We start from the raw sequence: 25,211 nt of genomic DNA on the forward strand, positions 1-25,211 counted from the left end.
TATGGACGCAATCGACAAAATGATTGCTGAACTAGACCAAGAAGCGCAGACAAAACGGGAACGTTTGGCTGCCGCTGAACGTGATAGGATCAGTGAAACGATGGCACGTGACTGGGCGAAAAAAGAGTCGGACTTGCAGCTTCGTGCCCAGCAAGCAAAAAAGCAAGCCGAAAAACATTATCAGCAAGCCCTGAATCGCCAAGCAAGTGCCGCTAAGCAGCAGCAAATGGTGAAACAAAACGAATACCTGACACAACTTTTTGAGCAAGCGTATCAAAAAATGGTTGCCTGGACGCCAGAAGAGCTGCAGTCATTTGCTGAAAATGTGCTGCAGCAGTTGCCGATCAGTGGGACGGTGACCTTCCACGCTGGTCCTGAGCAAGCAGCCCATCTAGATGCCGCTTGGCTTACGTCTTGTCAATCAAAACTACCGTATCAAATCAAAGCAGGCGCACCATTGACAGAAGCGGGCTTTTTGGTAGATGACAACGGCATTCAATACAATTTTACCTATCAGGTACTGCTTGATGAATACAAGAAAGAAACCCGGGAACGGTGGTTGCAGATCATACAACAAGGAGGTTGATCCATGAGGAACTATCATCAATTGAATCCAATCATTCGGCTGAAAGAGATGACGTTGTTAAAGTCGCAAGAAGTCGAGCAAATGATTGCGGCAAAAGGGTTTGCTGAAGTCGAAGCTGTCTTGCAGCAGACCCATTATCAACGCTATTTGAAGCCGGATTTTCATGAACGATTCGAAACCTATCTCGATGAAGAATTGTTAAAGACGATCAAAGAATTGGCCGAGCTGGTTCCTGATCAAGAGATCCTCCGACTGTATATGATGCCTTTTACTTTCCATAATCTAAAAGTCTTGACCAAAGAGTCGGTCACTAAAAAAGATTATAATCATCTACTGATCGAAGATGGTTTTTACACGATCGATGAGTGTCGGACCGCCATCAAAACGGGAACCTCAGAGGTATTGCCTGAGAAAATCGTGACTACGATCCAAGAGGTGCGGGAGTACTTAGAAGGCGGCGCCGTGCTGCAAGGCATCGATATCATTTACGATCGCCGGTATTTACATGAACAACGGCGACTGGCAGATGAAATCAAGATCCCTGAGCTACAAGAAGCTGTCATCAAGATGATCGATCTGACCAATCTAACGATCGCCGCTCGTTGTGTACTTCAAAAACGATCGCGCAGTTTTATGGAGGCAGTCCTAGTGAGTGTCGGCAGTATCCCGAAAGAAGAATTTTTAGCGTTTGCGGATGGGTCCTATAGCGACTTTTTAGCCTTCTTATTAGAAAGTGATTATCAGGAAGTGTTGCGGCCTTTGATTCATGAACAGGTGATCGACTTTGCTGGCTTGGCACTTTTACAAGACAATTTGATCACAGAAAGCTATGGTCAAGCTCAAACGGATGCTTTAGGACCACTGCCTTTACTCGCATTTTTGAATGCTAAGGTTTTGGAACTGCAAAATCTGCGTATCTTGCTGGTAGGCAAACGCAGCGGCTTTACGGAAGAACAAATCAGAGAAAGGATGCGGCACTATGACTCATAAAATCGGCGTGATCGGCGAGAAAGAATCCGTCATTCCTTTTCAACTATTTGGCTTTCAGGTCTGCTATGCCTCGGAAGAAAAAGAAGTGAAGCAGGCGCTGGCAAAATTAATGAAGAACAGTACGATCATCTACCTGACTGAAAAATGTGCAGAGCTGATTCCCGATGAATTAGCAAAAGTCCAACAAAAAATGACACCTGCAGTCATCTTGATCCCTGATTACGATGGTTCCCGAGGAATCGGCAAACGAATGATTCAAGAAAATGTCGAAAAAGCAGTTGGGCAAAACATACTATAGAGAGGAGCCGATGTTGTGGAAAAAGGAACAATTATTAAAGTATCCGGTCCATTGGTGTTAGCCAAAAATATGGGCCATGCAAGTTTAGAAGATATCTGTTATGTAGGAGATTTAGGCGTGGTCGGTGAGATCATCGAAATGCGCGGCGACGTCGCTTCGATCCAAGTCTATGAAGAAACGTCCGGGATCGGACCTGGTGAACCAGTCGAAACCACCGGTGAACCGCTATCCGTAGAATTGGCACCTGGGATCATGTCACAAATGTTTGATGGCATCCAACGTCCCTTAGAAACCTTCATGTCTGTCACCCAAAGTAACTTCTTGACGCGTGGGGTGCAATTGCCTGCGTTGGATCATGAGAAAAAGTGGCCTTTTGTACCGACTGTGGAAGTCGGCGCGGCAGTCAGTACCGGGATGGTCATCGGCACCGTGCAAGAAACACCATTGATCAATCACAAGATCATGGTTCCTCATGGCGTTTCAGGAACAGTCAAGGCTGTTTATGCGGGGGAATTTACGATCGATGAAACGATTTATGTTTTAGATACACCCAAAGGAGAACGGTCTTTCACGATGCTGCAAAAATGGCCCGTTCGTCATAGTCGTCCTGTAAAGCAAAAACTGAATCCAGTCGAACCAATGATTACTGGCCAGCGAGTGATCGACACCTTCTTTCCAATCGCTAAAGGCGGGGCGTCAGCCGTTCCAGGACCTTTTGGTGCAGGGAAGACTGTCGTTCAGCACCAAATCGCCAAATGGGCGGATGTCGACCTAGTCGTCTATGTCGGCTGCGGCGAACGCGGCAATGAAATGACCGATGTAATGAACGAGTTCCCAGAGTTGATCGACCCTCGCAGTGGTGAATCTTTAATGGCGAGAACCGTGTTGATCGCTAACACCTCCAATATGCCGGTAGCCGCTCGGGAAGCGTCGATTTATACTGGGATCACGATTGCGGAATACTTCCGAGACATGGGGTATTCCGTGGCGATCATGGCGGATTCCACCTCACGTTGGGCAGAAGCACTGCGGGAAATGTCTGGTCGTCTGGAAGAAATGCCCGGGGATGAAGGGTATCCGGCTTACTTAGGCAGCCGCTTGGCAGAGTATTATGAGCGTTCTGGAAAAGCGATTTGCTTAGGTTCTGATCAAGAAGGCAGCATCACTGCCATCAGCGCTGTTTCACCATCAGGCGGTGATATTTCAGAACCAGTTACCCAAAATACGTTGCGGGTCGTTAAAGTCTTTTGGGGCTTAGATGCCACCTTAGCACAAAAGCGTCATTTTCCATCGATCGATTGGTTGAAGAGCTATTCTTTATACGAAAGCGAATTGGGTGCCTTTTTGGACCAACAAATGCAAGTGGATTGGTCCAAACAAGTAACAGAAGCCATGCGGATGCTGCAAAAAGAATCTGAGTTGTCAGAGATCGTGCGACTTGTCGGCATCGACGCTTTATCCGAAAAAGATCAGTTATTGCTGGAAACCACCAAGTCTTTGCGAGAAGATTTCTTGCAGCAAAACGCTTTTGACGATGTCGATACGTTTACCTCTCGTGAAAAGCAGTTCAAAATGCTGGAAACGATCTTGCTACTCCACAAAGAAGCGGAAGATGCGTTGACACTAGGTGCCTATCTTTCAGAAATTTATGCAGGGACCGAAGAATTGCGAGACAAAGTGGCACGTATGAAGTACCTGCCTGAAGCGGAATTAGCAAAAATTCCTGCGTTGCATCAAGAGATCAAAGCAACGATGAAAGAAATTTTACAGAAAGGAGACCGCACTGATGATCAAGGAATATAAAACGATTGGAGAAGTCGTCGGACCATTGATGGCCGTCGATCGCGTCTCCGGTGTCAAATACGAAGAGTTGATCGAAGTCCGCATGCAAAACGGCGAAACGCGGCAAGGACAAGTACTTGAGATCCAAGAAGACAAAGCGTTGGTCCAAATTTTTGAAGGAACCGGCGGGATCAATTTGCGGGAATCTGCGGTCCGCTTTTTAGGACATCCTTTGGAATTAGGCGTTTCCGAGCAAATGATCGGGCGAGTCTTTGACGGCTTAGGTCGGGTCAGAGATGGCGGAGTAGAGATCGTCCCAGAAAAATTTATGGACATCAACGGCGAAGTGATCAATCCAGCAGCGCGGGATTATCCTGATGAGTTTATTCAAACGGGGATCTCATCGATCGACCACTTGAATACGCTCGTTCGGGGACAAAAGCTACCGATTTTTTCTGGATCTGGTCTGCCTCATAAAGAATTGGCTTCGCAAATTGCGCGTCAAGCACAAGTGTTGAATTCAGAAGATGATTTCGCTGTTGTGTTTGCTGGCATCGGGATCACCTTTGAAGAAGCTGAATATTTCATGGAAGATTTTCGTCAAACGGGCGCCATCGACCATTCTGTCGTCTTTATGAATCTAGCCAATGACCCAGCGATCGAGCGGATCGCTACTCCCCGAATGGCACTGACGGCGGCCGAATACTTGGCTTATGAAAAGGGCATGCATGTCTTGGTGATCATGACGGATATGACCAACTACTGTGAAGCTTTGCGGGAGATCTCCTCTGCTCGTCGTGAAGTGCCAGGACGTCGCGGCTATCCTGGGTATCTATATACCAATTTATCCACGTTATATGAACGTGCTGGACGGATTCGCGGCTTGAAAGGTTCAGTGACCCAGCTGCCGATTTTGACCATGCCAGAAGATGACAAAACCCATCCGATTCCTGATTTGACCGGCTATATCACCGAAGGACAAATCATCTTGTCTCGTGATTTGTATAAAAACGGCATCCAGCCGCCCATCGATGTCTTGCCGTCATTGTCACGGTTAAAAGATAAAGGGACCGGTGAAGGAAAAACCCGTAAAGACCATGCCGCAACGATGAACCAGTTGTTTTCTGCCTATGCTCAAGGAAAGCAAGCCAAGGAATTGGCAGTCGTTTTAGGAGAATCGGCATTGTCGGAAGTAGATAAAACCTATGCCAAATTTGCGGAACGCTTCGAAAATGAATACTTGAACCAAGGGTATCGCACCAACCGTTCGATTATCGAAACCTTGGAATTAGGGTGGGAATTATTGGCGATGCTGCCAAAAGTCGAGCTGAAGCGGATCAGCGATGCCCTACTGGCGGAATACTTACCGGGAGAGGAGAACAATGGCGCAAAAAACCGTTAATCCAACCCGCATGGAGCTGTCGCGCCTCAGCAAACAATTGGCGACAGCCAAACGCGGACACAAATTATTAAAAGACAAACAAGACGAACTCATGCGTCAATTTATTGAATTGATCAAAAAGAATGACCGCTTGCGTAAAGAAGTCGAAGAACAATTGCAGCGTGCCATGAAGGCATTTCGCTTAGCCAATGCCACGATCAATGAAAAATACATTGAAGAAATGTTTATTTTACCAGCAACTGAAGTCTCCCTTGAATTGTCCACGAAAAACATCATGAGTGTGGAAGTGCCAGTGATGCATTTTGATTACGACGATACGGTGATGCAAGCGCCGATCGAGTACGGCTTTTTGAATTCCAATGTTCCGTTAGATAATGCTGTCGCCCGTTTTACTGACGTCATGCCGAAGCTGTTGGAGCTAACGGAAATCGAAAAGACCTGTCAATTGATGGCAGGGGAAATCGAACGGACGCGCCGACGCGTCAATGCCCTAGAATATTTGACGATTCCCGAGCTGGAAGAAGCCATTTATGGAATCAAAATGCGGCTGGAAGAAAATGAACGAGCAAACGTAACAAGAATGATCAAAGTGAAGAATAAATCAAAATAAAATGGTATGATAGGAGAAAAAACAAATGCAATAAACTTGGATTACTAAGACATTGGTTTTTGCAAAAGGTCAAAGGAAATGAAAATGAAAAAAAGAAATCGTTTGAAAAAAAAGCTGGCATCGCAACGCTTTTTGATTCCGCAGATCGTCACACTGGTCTTCGTTTTGCTGATATTGGCAGGAACTGGCTTGCTGATGCTGCCGGCTGTCACCCAAAGTGGTGAAGGCACCAACTTTTTAGATGCGCTGTTTACTGCCACATCGGCTGTTTGCGTGACGGGTCTTTCGACCTTGACCGTAGCCGATCATTACAACCTGTGGGGCCAAGGGATCTTGCTGATGCTGATTGAGATCGGTGGAATCGGCTTCATGTCGATTCCCGTCTTCTTTTACATCTTGGCGAGAAAAAGAGTCCATCTTAGTACTCGGATGATTTTGCGGGAATCATTGAATCTGGACCGAATGTCTGGAGAAATCCATTTGGCATGGTACCTGATTCGGATCGCCTTTTTGATCCAAGTCAGTGGGATCATCTTGCTGGCTTTTGCATTCGTGCCCCGTTTTGGTTGGGAGCAAGGCCTTTGGTACAGTGTTTTTCATGCGATCTCGGCCTTTTGTAATGCTGGGTTTGATTTGTTCGGCAACAGCATGGTAGGGTTTCAAAACGACCCATTTGTGCTGGGGGTCGTCAGTTTCTTGATCATCGCAGGTGGTCTGGGTTTTCTCGTTTGGTTCGATCTCCTGCATACGGCGTCCAAAAAAAGGTCCCTGCATAGCCGCTTGGCATGGATCGCTATGATCGTTTTGGTGGTTTTTGGAACGGCAGGTTTCTTTTTGACCGAAGCCAATTCACAGTTGATCACGGGTGACTCGGTCATCGAACGTTTTTTCCAATACCTCTTCTTAGCGGTCACCCCAAGAACCGCGGGATTTTTCAGTATTGATTACGGACAAATGAGTCAAGCAGGCCTGATGCTGACGATGATTTTAATGTATATCGGCGGCACCTCTGGATCAACTGCTGGGGGATTGAAGACAACGACATTTGCGGTCTTGATCATCAAGATCCGCAGCTTATTGAAAGGGCGCAGTCGAGCGGAAGTTTTTGGTCGCACGATCAAAGAATCTGCTGTATCGCGTGCCTTTACGTTGTTCTTTCTTACTTTGACGTTATGCTTCGTAGCGATTTTCTTATTGTCGATCACTGAGAGTATGCCGCAAACCCCAAACTTTGGGTTGCCAACCATTGCCTTTGAAGTTTTTTCCGCTTTTGGAACGGTGGGATTGACCATGGGGTTGACGCCTTACTTGTCGGTTTTTGGCAAACTTTTGATCATTTTTTTGATGTTCATTGGTCGAGTCGGCATCATGACCGTTGCTTTTTCATTGATGAAAAAAGCCAACAAACAAGAAGCTGGCTACAAATATCCTGATGAAACCGTGATGATCGGGTAACGAAACAGGGAAACGAAGCGTGCTTCGTTTCCCTGTTTTTCGTTTATTGAAGTACTTCTAACATCACATCTCGTTGGTCATCGCTGACATTTCCCGCATAGTTCGGCGTGATCAAAGATAGACCACCCTCCTTATTTGTAAATAGATACAGGTTTTGGTTAAAATCAGGATTGCTATTGGGTGTGATCTCTTTTGCAAAGGTCAACTGGGTATTCACTTTTACTGTACGAATCCCATTGTCATTTGCTGAAAAGATGCGAATCTCCTTTGTCGCGATCGTATCGACTTGTGCTTCATAACTAATTCTGTCGGGAATCGAAATGATCATTGGAGTCGTATTTTGAATCGTGACAGTATCTGGTACATTGAAACCGTTGAAGTGAAAAGTCAGTGTAGGGCCATATTGGGAAAGATCAACGGCATATGGAAACTCATTGGTGGATACTGAGCTTGCTGTTGTTTGCGTTGCGTCAGAGTGATCCGTCGATTGCTGGCTTGTGGTTGAAGTTTTTGAAGTGGAGCTTGACGCTAAGGAGCTGCTTTCAGTCGTTTGCACCGTCGTGCTTTGTTTGCTTTCAGTAGACACACGACTCTGACTTAGCTCGCTTGTTGATTGCGAGGTATCATTTTCATTGTTACAGCCTGTCAAAAGCCCCAAACCGACGAGCGTCAGTGTCCCAATCAAAGAAAATGTTTTTTTCATTGTTTGCTTCATCCTTTCCTTAGAATACTAAAGCATCTAAAACAAGCAAATTATTGTGTCGAAATGCACAATTTTGCTGACGTAGCGTTTAAATATTCTTTAATGTTAAAGATATTGTAGTCCAGAACACTGAAAAAGAATAGGAAGTTTTTGCTGAATTTTTCGTCAATTCTATCATAAAATATTCATTAACGTCCGCAGCAGCTGGCTAGTTTTGTATAATAAAGTATCAGTCATACTGGCGAAGCTTTCTGGCGGCTTGCGTAACGCAGGGATCTAGATTAAAATACCTTGGTATAGGAGAATGGGGTGGTGAAGAGGATGGAAAAAGAACGGATGGGCCAATGGTTAGCCTTCACGAATCAGCATCAAGCGATCGAAGCTCGCTTGGAACAAGCCCTCAAAGCAGAAAGCAATCTGTCTTTGAATGAGTATTACGTGCTTTATTACTTAGAAAAGACCCCCAATCATAGCATGCGCCTCAACGATTTGATCGCCCATTTTGATTTGAGTCAAAGTGCGATGTCACGCATGATCATGCGCATGGAAGACAATTTGTGTGGTGTGATCGAACGGCATTCTTGTCAAGAGGATAAGCGGGGGATCTATATTGATTTGACCCAATCAGGGGAAAAGAAACTGCAGCGCTCAAAAGTCGTTTTTGAAAAAGTCTTGGAGGAAATGCTAGACTAAAGATGTTTTCACTTGTTTTCTCCTTGATTCTTTTGTAATATAGATGCATGTGCATGTATATTTTGGCAAAAGAGAAAAAAATGCACCGATTTGCTTTAAGGATCTCCTTAGGTAACGAAGCCAGTCAGATTTACAAAGCGAAATGAATCCAGTGGAAAAGGTGGGAAACCCATGCGAAATGTAACAGACAAAGCAACATTTAAGCGCGGATTACAGTTGAAAAATCGAATCATTATGGCACCAATGACGACCAAGATGTCCTTCTTTGATGGGGTGATTACGAAAGATGAGTTGGCTTACTATGGTTTACGCTCTGGGGAAGTCGGAGCAGTCATCACAGCGGCAGCCAATGTCCAAGAAGATGGCAAGGGCTGGGAAGGGGAATTAGGCGCTTATGACGATGCCTTTTTACCTGGATTAAGCAAATTAGCCAGCACCATCAAAACAAATGGGACCAAAGCCATTTTACAGATTTTTCATGCCGGTCGGATGACGGATGACTCAGTTCTACGAGGCACACAACCCATATCCGCCAGCGCGGTTGCAGCTGAACGACCAAATGCCCAAGTTCCCCGGGAAGTTACGGTGGATGAGATATTAGCGATTATTGAAAACTTTAAAAAAGCTACCGAACGGGCGATCAAGGCGGGGTTTGATGGTGTAGAACTCCACGGAGCCAATACGTATTTGATCCAACAATTCTTTTCTCCTCACTCAAATCGTCGGTCCGATGAATGGGGTGGCTCACTAGAGAACCGTTATCGTTTTATTGAGAAGCTCGTCGATGAAGTATTGGAAACAGTAGACCAATCAGGTGTGAAGGAGTTTATCGTCGGTTATCGGTTTTCACCGGAAGAATTCGAAGAACCAGGGATTCGCTTTGAAGATACGTTGTTCTTAGTGGACCAACTGGCAGAAAAAGGATTAGACTATCTGCACATTTCTCTTGCGGATTATACCCGTAAATCGATTTCAAAAGCGTATCAAGAAAAATCGATGTTGGCGTATGTCTATGAAAAAATCGCTCAGCGGGTTCCTTTGATTGGTGTAGGGGATGTCCGAACGTCGAAAGATGCCGCGGGCTTGCTAGAACATGCAGATTTTGTTGCAGTGGGGCGGGCATTGTTGATCGATCCTCATTGGGGACAAAAAGTCTTAGACGGTCAAGATGAGTTGATCCGCACCACGGTTTCTACTTACGAACGTGAGGAACTCGTATTACAAAACGGCGTTTGGGGTTTTATGGAAAACATGATGCCAGATCGACTAAATGAAGAAAAATAAGTAGACAACCACCTTTGCCTTGGGCAAAGGTGGTTTTTCGCGATTGCCACTCATTTGGGTCACGTTGAGAAAAGCTGTTTTTTTCTCTAATGAAACCTTGTTAGCTTCAAAATAGCGAATCAAGAGAAGAATGTGAGAAACAAGCCTGTAATCGAAAGAAAGAGCGTGAAAAGATTTTTTTAGTTAAAATACACGAATGAATTTTTGCTTTATTTCAATAAATAGTCAAACAATTCAGAATCATTCATTTTTCTTACAAAAAGATAGCGCAAGTCGAGTTGATTGATAAAAAAACAATCAGTTGTTAGACTGAATACAGGTTAAAAAAACAAAAAGGGGATGTAATGATGAAAAAAGGATTCAGAAATTATTTAGGTTCAGATGAGCGGGAGGCAGGCTATAATTTGTCTTGGGGTTCTATCTTTGCAGGGGTCGTAACATTTATCGCATTGTTCATGACACTGTCAATGATCGGCTCAGCAATCGGTTTTGGTTTGGTGGAACCAACATCAAATAATCCATTAGATGGTGTGGGTACAGGATTATTGATTTGGACAGTCATTACCTTTGTCTTGGCATTATTCGGTGCTGGTTTTGTTTCAGGTGTGGCGGCTCGACGTGTTGGATTGGTTCATGGTTTCTTAACATGGGCAACTAGTATGATCGTGATGATGGTTATGCTCTCTTACTTAACGATCGGTGCATTTTCTGTAGTCGGTTCACTTTTAGGAAACGTTGCTTCTGCTGTTGGCAGTGGCGTTGAAACAGTTGCCTCAGGTGCTGGCGACGTCGCTTCAAAAGCCTTCGATGAAATAACAGGAAACATGGAAGACGTCAATACAGATGAATTACAAGCGAATGTCAATGATGTTTTACAAGATACCGATGTTCCTGAATTGCAACCAGACTACTTGCAAAATCAATTGTCTGATGCGACGAACGACATCAAAGATGCCGGCAAAGACATTGCAACCAATCCCAATGATGCTGATAAAATCATTGATGATTTAGCAAGCAAATTACAAGATCGTGCTACAACGATCGGTGATTCAGTCGATAAAGAAGCAATCTCAAATGCAGTGGCTCAAAACACAGATCTAAGCCAACAAGAAGCGGAAGAAGCAACGAACAATATCGTGAACGGCTTACAAGATGCTTCTGATGAAGCACAAAAACAAATCGAAAATGCACAACAAAATCTTGAACAAGCCAAACAAGACATTGACCAAGCAGTGGAAGACGCTCGTCAAAAAGCGGAAGAAGCAAGTGATGCAACAGCCAAAGCGTCTATTTGGGGCTTTGTGGCAATGGTCTTAGGACTCGCTCTTACGTCAATCGGTGGTATGGTGGGAGCAAACTTAGTTAAAACTGCTGACCACGAAAACCGTATCTAATTTTACCTCTCATCAAGAGAGCTAGTGATTTATAAACCAGTGAACAGCGTTCTGCCAAAGAGTCAAATGGCAGCAGCGCTGTTTTCTGCTTTTAAACAAGCGGTTGAAAATCCCCATTGACGAGTGATTTTTCTCATGCTACACTGGCTCTGAGGATTGTTACCGCTTTAGGCGGGCTATACCTATTTTTTTGTGTGAAGAAATCTAAAGAAGAATAGGGTCGTTAAAATGAACGTAACAAAAGTGATCAATAACAACATTGTGATTTCTGAGAATGAGGAAAAACAAGAATTGGTCGCCATGGGCAAAGGCTTAGGCTTTAAGAAAAAGCCGGGCGATGCGATCGACGATACCAAGATTGAAAAAGTCTATCTCAGTACACAAGAGTGGAATGTCACAAAACTAACCCAATTACTTTCTTCTATCCCTATCGAACATATTCAAGCAGCGAATGAGATCATCAGTTTTGCAAAAGTTTCCCTTGGGAAAAAGTTGAGCGAAAAATTGTTTCTGACGCTGACCGATCATATCAATTATGCTATCGAGCGCTATCAAAACGGCATGGAAATTAAAAATGCCTTGCTATGGGAGATCAAGCGGTTTTATAACCATGAATACCTCATTGGCAAAGAAGCGTTATCGATCATTAAAAATCGCTTGGCGATCGAGCTGCCGGAAGATGAAGCCGGCTTCATTGCTCTGCACATTGTCAATGCTGAGTTGGATATGGCGCAGGTCAGTCAAGTATCGGAAATGGCGAAGATCATTCAGCATATCCTAAACATCGTCAAATATCATTTTTCAATGGAGCTTGATGAGTATTCATTGAACTACGAACGCTTTGTGACCCATTTGAAATTTTTTGTCCAGCGCTTATTCAGCGGTACAAAGCTCGATGATGCAGGAACCGGCAGTTTTATTTTTATGTTGAAAGACCGCTACATGAAGGAATATGCGTGTGCGTTGAAAATCAGTGACTACATCAACAAAGAATTCGGTAGACCGTTAGAAGAAGACGAATTGATCTATTTAACTATACACATCAAACGAATAACAAGTGCTTAGGATTGTTACTGGATTGGCAGGCTATACCTAAATGAACTCCCAAGGGGTTTGTTTAGGTATTTTTTTATGGTTTGACACACAAAAAACAAGCGAAAGACCAAAATAGGAGGAACGACATGAATTACAAAGAGTTAGCAAAAACGATCATCACCAATGTTGGTGGGGAAGAAAATATCCAAAGCTTGACCCATTGTGCGACACGCTTGCGCTTCAACTTGAAAGATGATAGCAAACCCCAAGAAAGTACTTTAAAACATACACCAGGGATCATGGGTGTGGTCAATAAAGGTGGGCAATACCAAGTAATCATCGGCAGTGATGTTGGCAATGTCTACAACGAAATCACTGCCCAAACCAATTTAAACAGTGACCAAGAAACAGCAGAAGACGATCGCGGACGTGTTGCGAAAGTCATCGATACGATCACCGGGATCTTCACTCCAATATTACCAGCCATCACGGCAGCTGGGATGCTAAAAGCGGTTCTTTCATTGCTAGTGGTCTTCAATGTCTTGACGGCAGAGAGTCAAAGTTACCAAATATTAAACTTTATGGCGGATGCGGCGTTCTACTTCTTGCCGATTTTGCTGGCTGCTTCTTCTGCACAAAAATTCAAAGCCAATATGTATTTAGCTATGATGGTAGGGGGGATTTTACTCCATCCGAACTTTATCGCGATGGTGACAGCAGTCAATGAGGCAGGCGGCGGCATCCATTTATTCGGCTTGCCGATTTCACCAGTGAGTTATTCATCATCGGTTATCCCAATCATCTTGAGTGTTTGGTTTATGTCTTACGTTGAACCGATCGCCGATAAAGTCTCGCCAAAAGCAATCAAATTCTTCAGCAAACCGTTGCTAACGATCTTCGTCGTAGGGACAGTAGCATTAGTTGCTTTAGGCCCTCTAGGCTACATGATCAGTGAAGCGATCTCTACAGGGATCCAAGCCTTAGAAACGGTTAGCCCATGGATCGTTCCATTACTGATTGGCGCCTTCACACCATTGTTCGTGGCAACTGGTACCCACTATGGATTGGTTCCTATCGGTATCAACAACCGGATGACCACAGGTTATGACACAGTGATCTACCCTGGCATGCTGGCTTCAAACGTCAGTCAGGGAGCTGCAGCTATCGGCGTTGGTTTTAAATCAAAAGATTCTACGATCAAACAACTGGCATTTTCTGCTGGTCTGACTGGGCTATTCGGCATTACTGAACCGGCGTTGTATGGGGTCAATTTGCGGTTTAAAACACCCTTGTATGCAGCAATGATCGGTGGCGGATTTGGTGGTCTATTTATGGGAATCATGCGTGTCCGCAATTTCTCAGGCGGATCACCAGGCCTGTTGACTTTGCCAAGCTATATCGGCGATGACACCTTACGTCATTTGACCAATGCTTGTATCGGTGCGGCAATCAGTATCGTGATCACATTTATTGCGACATTATTCTTATACAAAGACCCTGTCACAGAAGAAGCACCTGAAGCAACACCGACAGACAAAGCGCAAGAACCCGCACATCAAATCAGCGGCGCAGAGATCAAAGCACCTTTAAAAGGGGAACTAAAAAGCTTGCAAGCAGTCAATGACGGCATGTTTTCGGAAGAGATTCTTGGCCAAGGGGTAGCGATTGAGCCAACCGTCGGAGAAGTGCTAGCTCCAGTAAACGGGACTGTCACAGCAGTCTTTGATTCAAAACATGCTATTGGCTTGACCAGTGAGGAAGGCATTGAACTATTGATCCACGTGGGGATCGATACAGTGCAATTAAATGGTGAAGGCTATGCCTATCAAGTAGAAAAAGGGCAAAAAGTGACAGTCGGGGATCCATTGATTACGTTTGATATTGAATTTATTAAAGAAAAAGGCTATCCAGTAATCACGCCGATCGTTATCACCAACAGTACTGAAGTGGGGGACATTTTGACGGCTAACAGTGGCCCGATTACGTTTGGCGATCAAATCATCAAAGTGATCGGCTAAAAAAGGAGAATAAGACATGGGATTTCCAGAAAACTTTTTATGGGGCGGTGCAACAGCCGCCAATCAATGTGAAGGCGGGTTTAATCAAGGCGGGCGTGGGCTTGCCAATGTCGATGTAATTCCGACTGGCAAGGACCGCCGAGCAGTTATTACCGGCAAGCGTGAGATGCTTGCTTTTGAAGAAGGGTATTTCTATCCAGCCAAAGAAGCGATCGATATGTACCATCATTTCAAAGAAGATATCGCCTTGTTTGCGGAGATGGGCTTTAAAACCTATCGTTTATCGATTGCTTGGTCAAGAATTTTTCCGAAGGGGGATGAAGAAACCCCTAATGAAGAAGGCTTGCGCTTTTATGAAGAACTTTTTTTAGAGTGCCGGAAATACCAAATCGAACCCTTGGTGACGATCACTCATTTTGACTGTCCGATCCATTTGATCAAAGAATATGGCGGTTGGCGCAACCGTAAGATGATCACCTTTTATGAAAACCTTTGTCGAGCGATCTTCACTCGATACAAAGGATTGGTGAAGTACTGGCTGACCTTTAACGAAATTAATATGATTTTGCATGCCCCATTTCTCGGTGCTGGGCTGACCTTTGCTGAAGGCGAAAATGAAGAACAAATTAAATACCAAGCTGCTCATCATGAATTAGTCGCAAGTGCGTTGGCAACAAAAATCGCCCACGAGATCGATCCAGAAAATAAAGTTGGCTGTATGCTGGCTGCGGCTAGTTATTATCCTTACAGCTGCAATCCGAAAGATGTCTGGGAAAGCAAAAAAAGCGATCGCGGCAACTATTTCTTTATCGATGTGCAATCGCGAGGAGAATATCCAAATTATGGTTTGAAGATGCTAGCTGATAAAGGAATCACTTTGGAACGAACCGCCGAAGATGCGGCTTTATTAAAAGCCCATACCGTCGATTTTATTTCCTTTTCATACTATGCCTCTCGGGTTGCTGCTTCAGAAGATTCCGGTGTTGAGAAAACGGAAGGCAACTTGTTCCCGACCATTAAAAACCCGTATTTAGAAGCGTCAGAATGGGGCTGGCAGATTGATCCGCTTGGTTTGCGAATCACGATGAATGATCTCTATGATCGTTACCAAAAGCCGCTTTTCATCGTCGAAAACGGTCTAGGAGCGGTGGATACGCCAAACGAAGATGGAAAAATCAATGATGTGTATCGCATCGACTATCTACGTGCGCATATCGCTGCGATGAAAGAAGCGATTGACCAAGACGGTGTGGAACTGTTGGGCTATACTTCATGGGGCTGTATCGATTTGGTTTCTGCAGGAACCGGAGAAATGAAGAAACGCTATGGCTATATCTATGTCGATCGCGACAATGAAGGCAATGGCACATTAGCCCGCAGCAAAAAGCAATCCTTTTATTGGTACAAAAAAGTGATTGCCACAAATGGGGAAGATTTGGCTTAAGCCAGTTAATTAACGATTATCATTAAGGAAAGAAACGCCAGCGGAACAGAACTGCTCATGGAAGCAGCCTGGTTCAGTTGGCGTTTTTCTTATTTAATGAAAGAAATTATTCTGCTTCCTCCCGCTGGATCGGCAGCAGCAAGCGAACGGTGGTTCCTTCGTTGATGCGTGATTCTACAGTCAATCCGTATTTTTCCCCATAGAGCAGCTTGATACGCTGATCAATATTGTCCAAGCCAATACCCGAATAGTGTTCAAAATGGTTGGCGGAGCTGGTTGGGTGCTCTTCATTGAACCCGATGCCCGTATCGATGATCTCAATTTTCAGGCCTTCCTTACTGACACGAGAAAAAATCTGGATCAATCCTGAATCCTCTTCGGGAAAGGCATGCAAGTAGGCATTTTCAATAATCGGTTGCAAAATCATCTTCGGTACGAGAATATCTTCGCAGCCATCTTCTGAAAAAATCGTTGACTGGATGCGATTGCCGTAACGTACGTTCATTAAAACGAGGTATTCTTCCACGATCGCTAGCTCATCCTTTAAGGGGACGATCTCTTTGCGGTTAAAGGTGTGCCGCAACAATTGGACAAAGCTTTCAATCGCTTGGGTGGCGGCTTCTTGTTCGTTTTGCCAGATCAAAAACTTGATGGCAGTCAATGTGTTGTAGACAAAATGCGGTTGGATCTGCATTTGCAACGAGCGGATCTCGAACTTGCGTTTTTCGGCTTCTGTAACCATTAAATGATCGACATAAGATTCCAAGTCCTCTAGCATCAAGTTATACGCACGCCCCAATTCTCGCGTTTCGTATGTCCCGTTGATGGTAACCTTGTCGCTGAAATCGCCTTGTGTGACCGCAGGCAGCTTGGCAATCAGCTGATAAATCGGTTGGGTGATGTTGCGGATGATCCAAAATGCCAGCAGACTAAAAAGTAAAATACTGACGACAGAAATCAAAAGAGCTGGCTTGATCAGATTCATATTGCGTACTAGATGCGATTCATCCAAAACATCGTAAAAAGTAAAATGATACGAATAAAGGGGCAGCTGATTGATGCTAGTATCTCTTTTGACCGTGACGAGATGATCTTCAAACGGCTTGCCTAAAAGGCTCGGATCAGAAGTGGAGAGAATTTGATTTTGTTCATTGACGATATAGATCGAGTGAAGACTGGTATCTAAGAGTTGACGATAAATTGAAGAAAAATCGGATTCCTTTAAGAAAATCAGGGCATAGCCGAAAATCGTTTCTTCTTTCATCAATTTGCGCACGTACATCAAGCCGGGGGAGTCGCTGGTGGAGGTACTTAAGCCTTGGTCCAAGAAATAATACTGACTGATGGCGTCATTGTCATTGATTTGCTGGATAAAGGTACTGGCGAGAAAATCATCCACCGATTGATTGCGAACCGCATCGTTTTGAAAAAAAGTACCCCCATTGACCCCAATCAACACTAAATTTGAGGGGATGTCTTGAAACAAAGAGCGGGTGTCTTTTAATTGCTCGTTTAATTCTAAAATCGTACGGCCTTGATTCATGTCGCCTTCTAAGTATGTTTCAACGGCTTTGCTTTCATCGATGATGTCAAAAATCCGATGGATATTCTCGTTCAGACGCTCATAATCTTCTTGGATTTTTTCCAGTAGCAGCTGATTGGAATTCTGGTACGAAGCGACATAGGCATCTTTCGAGCGACCATAGATCACGACGACGGTTAGCAGACAAACACTAATGACCCCGACGACAACAAAGAGGAAGATCCGACTGAATAATTCATTTTTCTGAATCCATTGGTTGATTTTCATAATTGATTCAACCGCCGATACTTCGATGGGGTGACCTGACATTCTTTCTTAAAGATACGAGAAAAATAGCTGATATCCGAATACCCGACCGCTTCACTGATTTCAGATAGATTCAGATCAGATTGTGTCAGCAGTTCTTTGGCTTTATCCAAACGGGTTTTCTTAACGTACTCAGAAAAGCTCATTTTCAGTTTTGCAGAAAGAAAAGCCGAAAGATAGGTGTAACTAAAATGAAAGGTTTCAGCCAGTTCAGACAAAGACAGACTTTTGGTGTAGTTGTCTTGAATAAAGCGCTGGATCGCAACGAGTAGATCATCTTCATCCAGCGGTGATAATGTCGTCAGCTGTTGACGAATATCATCGATGGTCGCTAACAATAAATCAGAAAAATCTTCCAAATACTGCACGTGACCGATAGCGTGCAAAAATTCAGCTTTTAAGCGGCTAAAGCGTGGAGCAGTGGGAAATTCTTCTTCCAAGCGGGACAGTAACGTGTAAAAAATACTGCTGGCCTGCTGTTTTAAGAATGTCGGATCGACATTGGATAAGATCATGTCATTAAAATATTCCTCAATTCTGGTGATTCCTAATAAAAAGTTGTTGTCTAACAAAGCCCGTAAGAACTTCTTCGTATCAAAGCGATCACTTTCAATGTACAAAAAGAGTTCTTGTTCTGGCACCAACCGTTGTCGTTTATAAAAAAACGATTGTCCGTGGCTTTTGGCTTTAAGGGTCACAAAATGGTCCCGCAACTGTTCAATCTTTTGAAAGGGCACACTGAGAGTAAAGAAGGCGTCTGGCTCGGTAAAACGCAATTGTTCCAACGTTTCTTTCAAAGAGGAATAAACATCCGTTCCTTCTGGATAACTGATCACTAAGCCGGCATCTTTGTTACTGGTTTGAAAAAAGAGCGTCTTTACCTGCGGTTGTGATTGAGTAAATTCCGTTAATGCATGTAGCAGCTGATCATTGGCACGAAAGCCACTAAAATTGGTGGTCAAAATTTGGGCTTGCTGTTGCGACTGATCTAATGCAAGGTAGTCCGCCAAAGGAGCCAACGGTTCTTCATACCCTGCTAAATAGCGATTCAACGATTCTTGCAGCTGCGTCTCCTCAGTCACGGAGCCTTTTGTATGTGACAGCTTTTGTGAGATGTTGTGCAGCGTCTTCAACAAGAGTGTCGGTGTCAGTGTCGGTTTTAAAAGATAATCTACGGCACCATTTCTAAAAGACTGACTGACGTATTGGAAATCATCGTAGCTGCTCAAGACCAAAAAATGGACTTCTGGATATTGTTGTTGAATGATCGTTGTGAGTTGAAGACCGTCCATTTGTGGCATTTTCAAATCCGTGATCACGATGTCGGGATTCAGTTCATGGATCAGCGCCAATGCTTCTTGCCCGTTCGCTGCATCGCCTAAGAGACGGAACCCTTCTTGCTCCCAACGTATCATATGTTTCAATCCATCTCGGATCGTTGCCTCATCATCAACGACTAAGACCGTGCGTAAAATAGTCATGGTATCCCCCCTATATCTCTTCTTTATTATAAACGCTTTCAAAAAAGAAAGGTATTGTAACTTTTTTCTATTTTTGGACAAATTTAGTAAGCTCTTTCATAATCATTGAATACGGTTACAAAATCAGTGTATAGTTAGCCTTGTAAATAAAAGGAAAGAGGGATAAAAATGAAAAAACTACTTGCATCGATGGTAACGGCGGCTGCAGTGCTGACTTTGGCGGCTTGCGGAAACAGCAACACAAGCTCTGGGGATTCCGGCGAGTCCTCAAACAAAGTCACGGTCTGGGCATGGGATGAGACCTTCAACATCAAGGCAGTCAATGAAGCCAAAAAAGTGTATGAAAATCAAGATGTCGATGTGGAAGTTGTGACGATGTCGCAAGATGATATCGTCCAAAAATTAAATACTAGTCTGGCATCAGGAAATACGGACGGACTGCCAAATATCGTCTTGATCGAAGACTACCGCATCCAAGGGTACCTTTCTTCTTATCCAGATGCGTTTAGTGATCTAACGGATATCGTGAATGAGGAGGATTTCTCCAGCTATAAATTTGCGGTCAATAAAGTCGACGATGTCATTTATGGGGTGCCATTTGACAGTGGCGTCGCAGGACTATTTTACCGCACAGATTATTTAACCGATGCAGGCTATGAGCAAGCGGATCTCGAAGATATTACTTGGGATGATTTTATCAGTATTGCCAAAGATGTCAAAGAAAAAACGGGTCACGCTATGATGTCGTTAGACCCAAGCGATCTTGGCTTGGCACGAATCATTATGCAATCGGCAGGCGAATGGTATACCGGTGAAGATGGCTCCACTGTGACCATCAAAGACAATGAATCCTTCAAAGCCGGTCTAACTGTCTTAGCAACATTGTTGAATGAAGGCTTAGTTGAACAAGTTTCTGATTGGGATGGCGGGGTCAATGCCGTTCAATCGGGGAATGTCGCTTCTGCGCCAACTGGTGCGTGGTATTCCAGCACGATTCAAGGCGCGGAAGACCAAAGCGGCAAATGGGCGATCGCTCCAATCCCATCTATCGCTGGCGACAGCAATTCAGTCAATGCTTCCAGCATCGGCGGAGCAGGCTGGTACGTGATCAAAGGGGTTGACGGTGAAGAAAATGCCAAAGACTTTTTAGCCAATACCTTTGCTTCAAATAAAGAATTGATGGGTACATTAGCTACCGAGATCGGTTTGGTTTCAACCATGAATGCTGCAGAAGAAACGGAAGAATATACGTCGGGGCTTGATTTCTATGGCGGTCAAAAAGTCTTCCAAGATTTCTCTCAATGGTCACAAGAAATTCCAGCCGTGAACTACGGCAATCACACCTATGCCATTGAATCTGTCTTGACTGAAAGCTTGCAACGAGTGATCAACGGCGAAGACATCGACAAAGTATTAGAAGAAGCACAATCACAAGTGGAAGCACAAATTGCAAACTAATCGAACAACTTTGCAGAAACTCGTGAGCGATCGCGAGTTTCTGTATTAAGGGGGAATTACAATGAAAAACAAAACAAAAAATTGGTTTGCAAACGGCAATGCCTTTATTACCTTACCCGTCATTTTGATCACGATGCTGGTCTTTATTCCGATGGTCTCGGCATTGTTCACGTCATTCCAATCAGGACCACCGACAGCGATGACCTTTAACAGTCTTGGCAACTATCAGCGGATGTTGAGCGACTCAACCTTTAAAAAAGCCTTTGGCAATACGTTTTTATACTTATTAGTCCAAGTTCCGATCATGCTCTTTTTGGCGCTGATCGTATCGAACATATTGAATGACAAAAAATTGAAATTTAAAGGGCTGTTCCGCACTGCTTTGTTTTTACCCTGTATCACATCCTTGGTTTCTTATTCCTTGATTATGAAAAGTCTCTTTTCGGCAAATGGGTTAGTCAATAACTTTTTGACGCAGCTACATCTGATCGATGCACCGATCCAATGGTTGACGGACCCCTTCTGGGCAAAAGTATTGATTATTTTTGCCATCACGTGGCGTTGGACCGGCTACAATATGATCTTTTTCATCTCAGGCATGCAGAATATCGATCCAAGTATTTATGAAGCGGCAGAGATCGATGGCGCTTCAAAATGGGATCAATTCTTCAAAATCACGATTCCCAACTTGCGTCCAATCATCCTATTTACCACGATCACTTCAACGATCGGTACGCTGCAATTATTCGATGAAGTTCAAAATATTACTGGCGGTGGACCAGCCAATGCTACGACGACCTTGTCACAATACATCTACAATTTAAGTTACAAATTCACGCCAAACTTTGGGTATGCCGCTGCGGTCTCCTTTGTTATCGTGATTGCAATCGTGATTTTATCGATCATCCAAACGAAAATAGGAGGAAAAGAAAATTGAAAACAATCTCACTCACTTTAAAATACGTCTTTCTGGCGATTTTGGCTTTCATCTCTATTTTTCCATTTGTTTGGATGATCCTAGGGATGACCAATCAAACCTTTGATATCGTTGCCGGGAAAATCATGATTGGGGATCAGTTGGTCATCAACTTCCAAAATCTTTTTTCTTCCGATTTGAATTTTACTCGGGCATTAGGAAACTCAGCGGTGATTGCCGTGATTACGACCTTCTTTGCACTGTTGTTCTCCTCCATGGCAGGGTATGGCTTTGAGATCTATCGGACGAAAACCAAAGACCGTATCTTTAATATTCTGTTGCTGTCGATGATGGTACCTTTTGCCGCTCTAATGATCCCGTTATATCGGATGTTCAGCAAGCTTAGCGGCACACCAATCGGGATCAATACCTTCGCTGTCGTGATTTTGCCCTCGGTCTGTACCGCCTTTTTGATTTTCTTTTTCCGCCAAAACATCAAGGCATTCCCTAGAGAATTAGTCGAAGCTGCTCGGATCGATGGCTTGAATGAACTGAGTATTTTCTTTAGAGTCTACATGCCAACGGCTAAAAATACTTATGCAGCTGCCGCGATCATTACGTTTATGGGCAGCTGGAACAATTATTTGTGGCCATTAGTTGCCTTGCAATCACCAGACAAACGGACCGTTCCACTGGTTCTTTCGGCTATGGGTGCTTCTTATACACCTGATTATGGCATGATGATGTGCGGCATTGTGATCGCCACACTGCCAACGGCCATCATTTTCTTCGTTTTACAAAAACAATTTGTCCAAGGTATGCTGGGATCCGTGAAATAAGCGGGGCATCAGCGAACAATTATAAAGTAGAGGGTACGATATGATTCTTTTTGACAAACAATTAAACGTCTTTCATTTAAGCAACGATCAAATCAGCTATCTCATACAAATAGAAGAAGGGGGCAATGTGGCACACCTTTATTTTGGAAAAAAAATCGCTCATTATTCTGGCGGCTATCGTTATCCACGTCTTGATCGGTCCTTTTCGCCCAATCCCCCAGACAGCAGCGACCGACTTTTCTCATTAGACACCTTGATGATGGAATTTCCTGGCAACGGCTTCGGAGATTTTCGAGAAGCAGCTTATAGGATTCGCCAGTCTAACGGTAGCCGAGTCAGCCATTTTGTCTTTAGTGATTACCAGATTCAACAAGGCAAACCCGCCCTAGCAGGATTGCCTCAGACCCATGGTGCCGACGACGGGATCGAAACACTGATTCTGTCCTTAAAAGATGATGTAGCGGGACTCGAACTACAGCTGTTTTACACGATTTTTGAGGATGCGGCAGTGATCGTCCGCTCAAGTAAAGTAATCAACCACGGAAACCAGCCTGTTACGATCGAGCAGTTGGCGAGTCAAGCGCTCGATTTTCCTAACCGTCCCTTTGATTTGATCCACTTGCCGGGGGCATGGGCGAAAGAACGCCAAGTCACCCGAGAACCAATCAATCGCGGCATCAAGCGTTTGGACAGCAAGCGTGGTTCCAGTAGCCATCAGCAAAATCCCTTTGCCGTCATACTGGAACCTAATGCTACGGAGTTTGCTGGGGAATGTTTTGGTTTTAGTTTGCTGTATAGTGGCAACCATGAAATTATCATCGAAAAAGATCCTTACCATCAGACTCGTGTGATAATGGGGATCAACAGCCATCAATTTGCCTGGCAATTGCCGCCAACTGAAAGCTTTCAAGCCCCAGAAGCCATGATTGCTTATAGTGAGGCTGGCTTGAACCAGCTGTCAGCCACCTATCATGACTTTTATGATGAGCATTTGATTCGGGGCAAATACAAAAAGCAAGAACGGCCGATCCTGATCAATAACTGGGAAGCAACGTACTTTGATTTCAATGAAGAAAAACTGGATGCCCTCGTTGATGAAGCGAAGGAGCTGGGAATCGAACTGTTTGTTTTGGATGACGGCTGGTTTGGTCAGCGAGAAGATGACCAAACCTCATTAGGCGATTGGTTTGAAAACGAAGGCAAGCTAGCTTCTGGCTTGGCAGGATTTGCCCAAAAAGTCCATGACAAAGGGCTGCAATTCGGGCTTTGGCTGGAACCAGAAATGGTTTCGGGTGACAGTGAACTGAACCGACAACACCCCGATTGGCTGTTACAAGTACCAAATCGCAAGCCAGCGCTTAGCCGCAGTCAGTATGTGTTGGACTTTTCTCGACAAGATGTCAGAGACCATCTCTATCAGCAGTTAACCCAACTGTTTGATACGGTTGCCATCGACTATATCAAATGGGACATGAACCGCAGTCTGTCGGATGTCTATTCCTTGCTCCTCGATCCTGCCCAGCAAGGGGAGGTCGCACATCGCTATCTGCTGGGCTTGTACGAGTTCCTCGAGAAACTGACCACTGCCTATCCGACGATCCTGTTTGAAGGCTGTTCTGGCGGCGGCGGGCGCTTTGATGCCGGTTTCTTGTATTATATGCCGCAGATTTGGACCAGCGACAACACCGACGCCATCGCCCGCTTGAAGATCCAGTACGGTACCAGTCTGGTCTATCCGCCATCCACCATGGGTGCGCATGTCTCAGCGATCCCGAACCATCAGACCCAACGGGCAACGGATCTAGCGATTCGCGGCAATGCTGCGATGTCTGGCTTGCTGGGCTATGAGCTTGACTTAACACAGCTGACAGAAGAAGAAAAAGCGCAAATCAAAGAACAAATCACTTTTTATAAAAAACATCGGCGCCTGCTGCAGTTGGGCCGCTTTGTTCGACTGCTCAGCCCTTATGAAGGCAATGACGCCGCCTGGCTGTATGTTTCTCCAGATAAAAAAGAAGCGATCGTCTTTTACTTCCGAGTCTTAGCCGAAGCCTCTGCACCATTGGTTACTTTAAAGCTGGCTGGTCTTGATCCTGACCTCACCTATCAAAGCGGGGGAGAGAGCTTCGGTGGCGATGAATTGATGCAACTCGGGTTGTATATAGATCCTCATTTAGCCGGGGATTACGCCACGCAGCGGTTTCATTTTGTTGCAAAAGTGCCCCACAAATGAAAAAAGCGTCCCGTCAAAACATGCTGCTTTGACGGGACGCTTTATTGTGCTGCCGTAAGCTTTTGGCTAATGATCGGCAACTGAGAGGCTATTTTAGAACAAATGATTTATTTTTTTCTCGAGAAGTCGTATGATGAAGGAGGAGGCAGGCAGTTTGCTTCTGACAATCAGTAAGAGGAGGGTGTTCAACATGGACGAACAGCCACTAGCGAATGAAACAGAAGAAGGGTTGATTGCTGCAGGATATCGGAAGTATCGTGGTGAAGCGATCGATATTTATTACAACAAAGAGATCTGCACCCACAGCGGTAATTGTGTGCGGGGCAATCCCGCCATTTTTGAAGTTGGACGGCGTCCCTGGGTGATTCCTGATAATGGGGAAGCAGCCCAAGCGGCACAAGTGATCCATACCTGTCCAAGCGGTGCATTAAAGTATGTGTTAAAGGAGGAACAATCATGGAAATCTTAGAAGAAAATGCTCGATTTGTGTTAAAAGACGGTGACAAAGAAATTGGTGAAATGACGTGGTCAAAAGCCGGTGAAACGCGTATGATCATTGATCATACCTTTGTCGATCCTGCTTATCGGGGACAAGGACTCGCCGAAAAATTAGTGGCAAAAGGGGTGGAAAAAGCCCGCAAAGAACAAAAGAAAATCATTCCTTTGTGTCCCTTTGCCAAAAAAGAATTTGAACGCAAACCAGAATATGCCGATGTTTGGAACCAATAAATCAACCAAAAC

Annotated in this window: 22 protein-coding genes; 19 read left to right on the forward strand and 3 right to left on the reverse strand. The window is 44.5% G+C overall.

The features are described 5' to 3' along the window. Nucleotide 1 precedes the first annotated feature (1 nt). The 7 genes from IGI89_RS10670 to IGI89_RS10700 all read left to right on the forward strand — a co-directional run bounded on the left by IGI89_RS10670 (nucleotide 2) and on the right by IGI89_RS10700 (nucleotide 7,123). Entirely contained in the window at nucleotides 2-586 is a 585-nt protein-coding gene (locus IGI89_RS10670) for a hypothetical protein (RefSeq protein WP_429969751.1), read from the forward strand. A gap of 3 nt (nucleotides 587-589) precedes the next feature. After that, complete coding sequence (locus IGI89_RS10675; RefSeq protein ID WP_438735640.1) at nucleotides 590-1,576, forward strand: V-type ATPase subunit; 987 nt, start codon at nucleotides 590-592, stop codon at nucleotides 1,574-1,576. Continuing rightward, a complete protein-coding gene (locus IGI89_RS10680) occupies nucleotides 1,566-1,874 on the forward strand; it encodes a V-type ATP synthase subunit F (protein ID WP_005225570.1) in 309 nt (102 codons plus the stop codon). Before IGI89_RS10675 ends, IGI89_RS10680 begins: the two co-directional genes overlap by 11 nt. Before the next feature lie 15 nt (nucleotides 1,875-1,889). Beyond that, nucleotides 1,890-3,677, forward strand: coding sequence for a V-type ATP synthase subunit A (locus IGI89_RS10685; RefSeq protein WP_301389276.1), 1,788 nt, complete (start codon nucleotides 1,890-1,892; stop codon nucleotides 3,675-3,677). Continuing rightward, the gene (locus IGI89_RS10690) at nucleotides 3,661-5,058 is read left to right on the forward strand and encodes a V-type ATP synthase subunit B (RefSeq protein WP_438735641.1); all 1,398 of its coding nucleotides are present in this window, start codon (nucleotides 3,661-3,663) and stop codon (nucleotides 5,056-5,058) included. Before IGI89_RS10685 ends, IGI89_RS10690 begins: the two co-directional genes overlap by 17 nt. Then, complete coding sequence (locus tag IGI89_RS10695; RefSeq protein WP_010747829.1) at nucleotides 5,039-5,668, forward strand: V-type ATP synthase subunit D; 630 nt, start codon at nucleotides 5,039-5,041, stop codon at nucleotides 5,666-5,668. The genes IGI89_RS10690 and IGI89_RS10695 overlap by 20 nt, the downstream gene beginning before the upstream one ends. 78 nt (nucleotides 5,669-5,746) lie before the next feature. After that, a complete protein-coding gene (locus IGI89_RS10700) occupies nucleotides 5,747-7,123 on the forward strand; it encodes a TrkH family potassium uptake protein (RefSeq protein ID WP_034868417.1) in 1,377 nt (458 codons plus the stop codon). A gap of 43 nt (nucleotides 7,124-7,166) precedes the next feature. Here the strand turns inward: IGI89_RS10700 and IGI89_RS10705 are convergent, their stop codons facing one another. After that, nucleotides 7,167-7,826, reverse strand: coding sequence for a hypothetical protein (locus tag IGI89_RS10705; RefSeq protein WP_438735642.1), 660 nt, complete (start codon nucleotides 7,824-7,826; stop codon nucleotides 7,167-7,169). 321 nt (nucleotides 7,827-8,147) lie between these two features. On the opposite strand from IGI89_RS10705, the gene IGI89_RS10710 reads away from it, so the two are divergent. The 6 genes from IGI89_RS10710 to IGI89_RS10735 all read left to right on the forward strand — a co-directional run bounded on the left by IGI89_RS10710 (nucleotide 8,148) and on the right by IGI89_RS10735 (nucleotide 15,694). Continuing rightward, on the forward strand, nucleotides 8,148-8,519 hold the full coding sequence (locus tag IGI89_RS10710; protein WP_016613534.1) for a MarR family winged helix-turn-helix transcriptional regulator: 372 nt from the start codon (nucleotides 8,148-8,150) through the stop codon (nucleotides 8,517-8,519). A gap of 171 nt (nucleotides 8,520-8,690) precedes the next feature. After that, complete coding sequence (locus IGI89_RS10715) at nucleotides 8,691-9,803, forward strand: NADH-dependent flavin oxidoreductase (RefSeq protein ID WP_061054377.1); 1,113 nt, start codon at nucleotides 8,691-8,693, stop codon at nucleotides 9,801-9,803. A 347-nt stretch (nucleotides 9,804-10,150) separates the two neighbouring features. Continuing rightward, complete coding sequence (locus IGI89_RS10720) at nucleotides 10,151-11,197, forward strand: hypothetical protein (protein ID WP_008378859.1); 1,047 nt, start codon at nucleotides 10,151-10,153, stop codon at nucleotides 11,195-11,197. Nucleotides 11,198-11,425: 228 nt separating this feature from the next. After that, entirely contained in the window at nucleotides 11,426-12,262 is an 837-nt protein-coding gene (gene licT / locus IGI89_RS10725) for a BglG family transcription antiterminator LicT (protein WP_438735643.1), read from the forward strand. Nucleotides 12,263-12,378: 116 nt separating this feature from the next. Beyond that, a complete protein-coding gene (locus IGI89_RS10730) occupies nucleotides 12,379-14,250 on the forward strand; it encodes a beta-glucoside-specific PTS transporter subunit IIABC (RefSeq protein ID WP_430607009.1) in 1,872 nt (623 codons plus the stop codon). Nucleotides 14,251-14,266: 16 nt separating this feature from the next. Next, a complete protein-coding gene (locus IGI89_RS10735) occupies nucleotides 14,267-15,694 on the forward strand; it encodes a 6-phospho-beta-glucosidase (protein ID WP_438735644.1) in 1,428 nt (475 codons plus the stop codon). A gap of 106 nt (nucleotides 15,695-15,800) precedes the next feature. Here the strand turns inward: IGI89_RS10735 and IGI89_RS10740 are convergent, their stop codons facing one another. Together IGI89_RS10740 and IGI89_RS10745 are read right to left on the reverse strand one after the other, a co-directional pair. Next, the gene (locus tag IGI89_RS10740; protein WP_438735853.1) at nucleotides 15,801-17,504 is read right to left on the reverse strand and encodes a sensor histidine kinase; all 1,704 of its coding nucleotides are present in this window, start codon (nucleotides 17,502-17,504) and stop codon (nucleotides 15,801-15,803) included. Then, nucleotides 17,501-19,024 (reverse strand): response regulator transcription factor, encoded by a 1,524-nt coding sequence (locus IGI89_RS10745; protein ID WP_438735645.1) that lies wholly within the window; start codon nucleotides 19,022-19,024, stop codon nucleotides 17,501-17,503. The genes IGI89_RS10740 and IGI89_RS10745 overlap by 4 nt, the downstream gene beginning before the upstream one ends. 168 nt (nucleotides 19,025-19,192) lie before the next feature. Between IGI89_RS10745 and IGI89_RS10750 the strand changes: the two genes are divergently transcribed. The 6 genes from IGI89_RS10750 (at nucleotide 19,193) to IGI89_RS10775 (ending at nucleotide 25,199) form a co-directional block, all read left to right on the forward strand. Then, complete coding sequence (locus IGI89_RS10750) at nucleotides 19,193-20,482, forward strand: ABC transporter substrate-binding protein (protein ID WP_167826785.1); 1,290 nt, start codon at nucleotides 19,193-19,195, stop codon at nucleotides 20,480-20,482. Nucleotides 20,483-20,543: 61 nt separating this feature from the next. Continuing rightward, nucleotides 20,544-21,419 (forward strand): carbohydrate ABC transporter permease, encoded by an 876-nt coding sequence (locus tag IGI89_RS10755; RefSeq protein WP_438735646.1) that lies wholly within the window; start codon nucleotides 20,544-20,546, stop codon nucleotides 21,417-21,419. After that, entirely contained in the window at nucleotides 21,416-22,237 is an 822-nt protein-coding gene (locus IGI89_RS10760) for a carbohydrate ABC transporter permease (RefSeq protein WP_008378833.1), read from the forward strand. The genes IGI89_RS10755 and IGI89_RS10760 overlap by 4 nt, the downstream gene beginning before the upstream one ends. A gap of 40 nt (nucleotides 22,238-22,277) precedes the next feature. Beyond that, nucleotides 22,278-24,470, forward strand: coding sequence for an alpha-galactosidase (locus IGI89_RS10765; RefSeq protein WP_429969754.1), 2,193 nt, complete (start codon nucleotides 22,278-22,280; stop codon nucleotides 24,468-24,470). Nucleotides 24,471-24,660: 190 nt separating this feature from the next. Next, nucleotides 24,661-24,939: a (4Fe-4S)-binding protein gene (locus tag IGI89_RS10770; RefSeq protein WP_008378829.1), complete on the forward strand. Its 279-nt coding sequence runs from the start codon at nucleotides 24,661-24,663 to the stop codon at nucleotides 24,937-24,939. Then, nucleotides 24,927-25,199, forward strand: a complete 273-nt coding sequence (locus IGI89_RS10775) for a GNAT family N-acetyltransferase (RefSeq protein ID WP_005234932.1) — start codon at nucleotides 24,927-24,929, stop codon at nucleotides 25,197-25,199. Before IGI89_RS10770 ends, IGI89_RS10775 begins: the two co-directional genes overlap by 13 nt. The last annotated feature ends 12 nt before the right edge of the window (nucleotides 25,200-25,211 follow it).

The organism is Enterococcus sp. AZ141, assembly GCF_051714385.1.
In the GTDB taxonomy this organism is placed as follows: domain Bacteria; phylum Bacillota; class Bacilli; order Lactobacillales; family Enterococcaceae; genus Enterococcus_D; species Enterococcus_D entomosocium.

Excerpts from the sequence above, each read along its gene's own strand:
- IGI89_RS10720 (WP_008378859.1), top strand. The coding sequence starts at position 10,151 with ATGAAAAAAGGATTCAGAAATTATTTAGGTTCAGATGAGCGGGAGGCA.
- IGI89_RS10715 (WP_061054377.1), top strand. The coding sequence starts at position 8,691 with ATGCGAAATGTAACAGACAAAGCAACATTTAAGCGCGGATTACAGTTG.
- IGI89_RS10745 (WP_438735645.1), bottom strand. The coding sequence starts at position 19,024 with ATGACTATTTTACGCACGGTCTTAGTCGTTGATGATGAGGCAACGATC.
- IGI89_RS10690 (WP_438735641.1), top strand. The coding sequence starts at position 3,661 with ATGATCAAGGAATATAAAACGATTGGAGAAGTCGTCGGACCATTGATG.
- licT (WP_438735643.1), top strand. The coding sequence starts at position 11,426 with ATGAACGTAACAAAAGTGATCAATAACAACATTGTGATTTCTGAGAAT.
- IGI89_RS10775 (WP_005234932.1), top strand. The coding sequence starts at position 24,927 with ATGGAAATCTTAGAAGAAAATGCTCGATTTGTGTTAAAAGACGGTGAC.
- IGI89_RS10740 (WP_438735853.1), bottom strand. The coding sequence starts at position 17,504 with ATGAAAATCAACCAATGGATTCAGAAAAATGAATTATTCAGTCGGATC.
- IGI89_RS10735 (WP_438735644.1), top strand. The coding sequence starts at position 14,267 with ATGGGATTTCCAGAAAACTTTTTATGGGGCGGTGCAACAGCCGCCAAT.
- IGI89_RS10695 (WP_010747829.1), top strand. The coding sequence starts at position 5,039 with ATGGCGCAAAAAACCGTTAATCCAACCCGCATGGAGCTGTCGCGCCTC.
- IGI89_RS10750 (WP_167826785.1), top strand. The coding sequence starts at position 19,193 with ATGAAAAAACTACTTGCATCGATGGTAACGGCGGCTGCAGTGCTGACT.
- IGI89_RS10710 (WP_016613534.1), top strand. The coding sequence starts at position 8,148 with ATGGAAAAAGAACGGATGGGCCAATGGTTAGCCTTCACGAATCAGCAT.
- IGI89_RS10770 (WP_008378829.1), top strand. The coding sequence starts at position 24,661 with ATGGACGAACAGCCACTAGCGAATGAAACAGAAGAAGGGTTGATTGCT.
- IGI89_RS10675 (WP_438735640.1), top strand. The coding sequence starts at position 590 with ATGAGGAACTATCATCAATTGAATCCAATCATTCGGCTGAAAGAGATG.
- IGI89_RS10730 (WP_430607009.1), top strand. The coding sequence starts at position 12,379 with ATGAATTACAAAGAGTTAGCAAAAACGATCATCACCAATGTTGGTGGG.
- IGI89_RS10765 (WP_429969754.1), top strand. The coding sequence starts at position 22,278 with ATGATTCTTTTTGACAAACAATTAAACGTCTTTCATTTAAGCAACGAT.
- IGI89_RS10700 (WP_034868417.1), top strand. The coding sequence starts at position 5,747 with ATGAAAATGAAAAAAAGAAATCGTTTGAAAAAAAAGCTGGCATCGCAA.
- IGI89_RS10755 (WP_438735646.1), top strand. The coding sequence starts at position 20,544 with ATGAAAAACAAAACAAAAAATTGGTTTGCAAACGGCAATGCCTTTATT.
- IGI89_RS10670 (WP_429969751.1), top strand. The coding sequence starts at position 2 with ATGGACGCAATCGACAAAATGATTGCTGAACTAGACCAAGAAGCGCAG.
- IGI89_RS10680 (WP_005225570.1), top strand. The coding sequence starts at position 1,566 with ATGACTCATAAAATCGGCGTGATCGGCGAGAAAGAATCCGTCATTCCT.
- IGI89_RS10705 (WP_438735642.1), bottom strand. The coding sequence starts at position 7,826 with ATGAAAAAAACATTTTCTTTGATTGGGACACTGACGCTCGTCGGTTTG.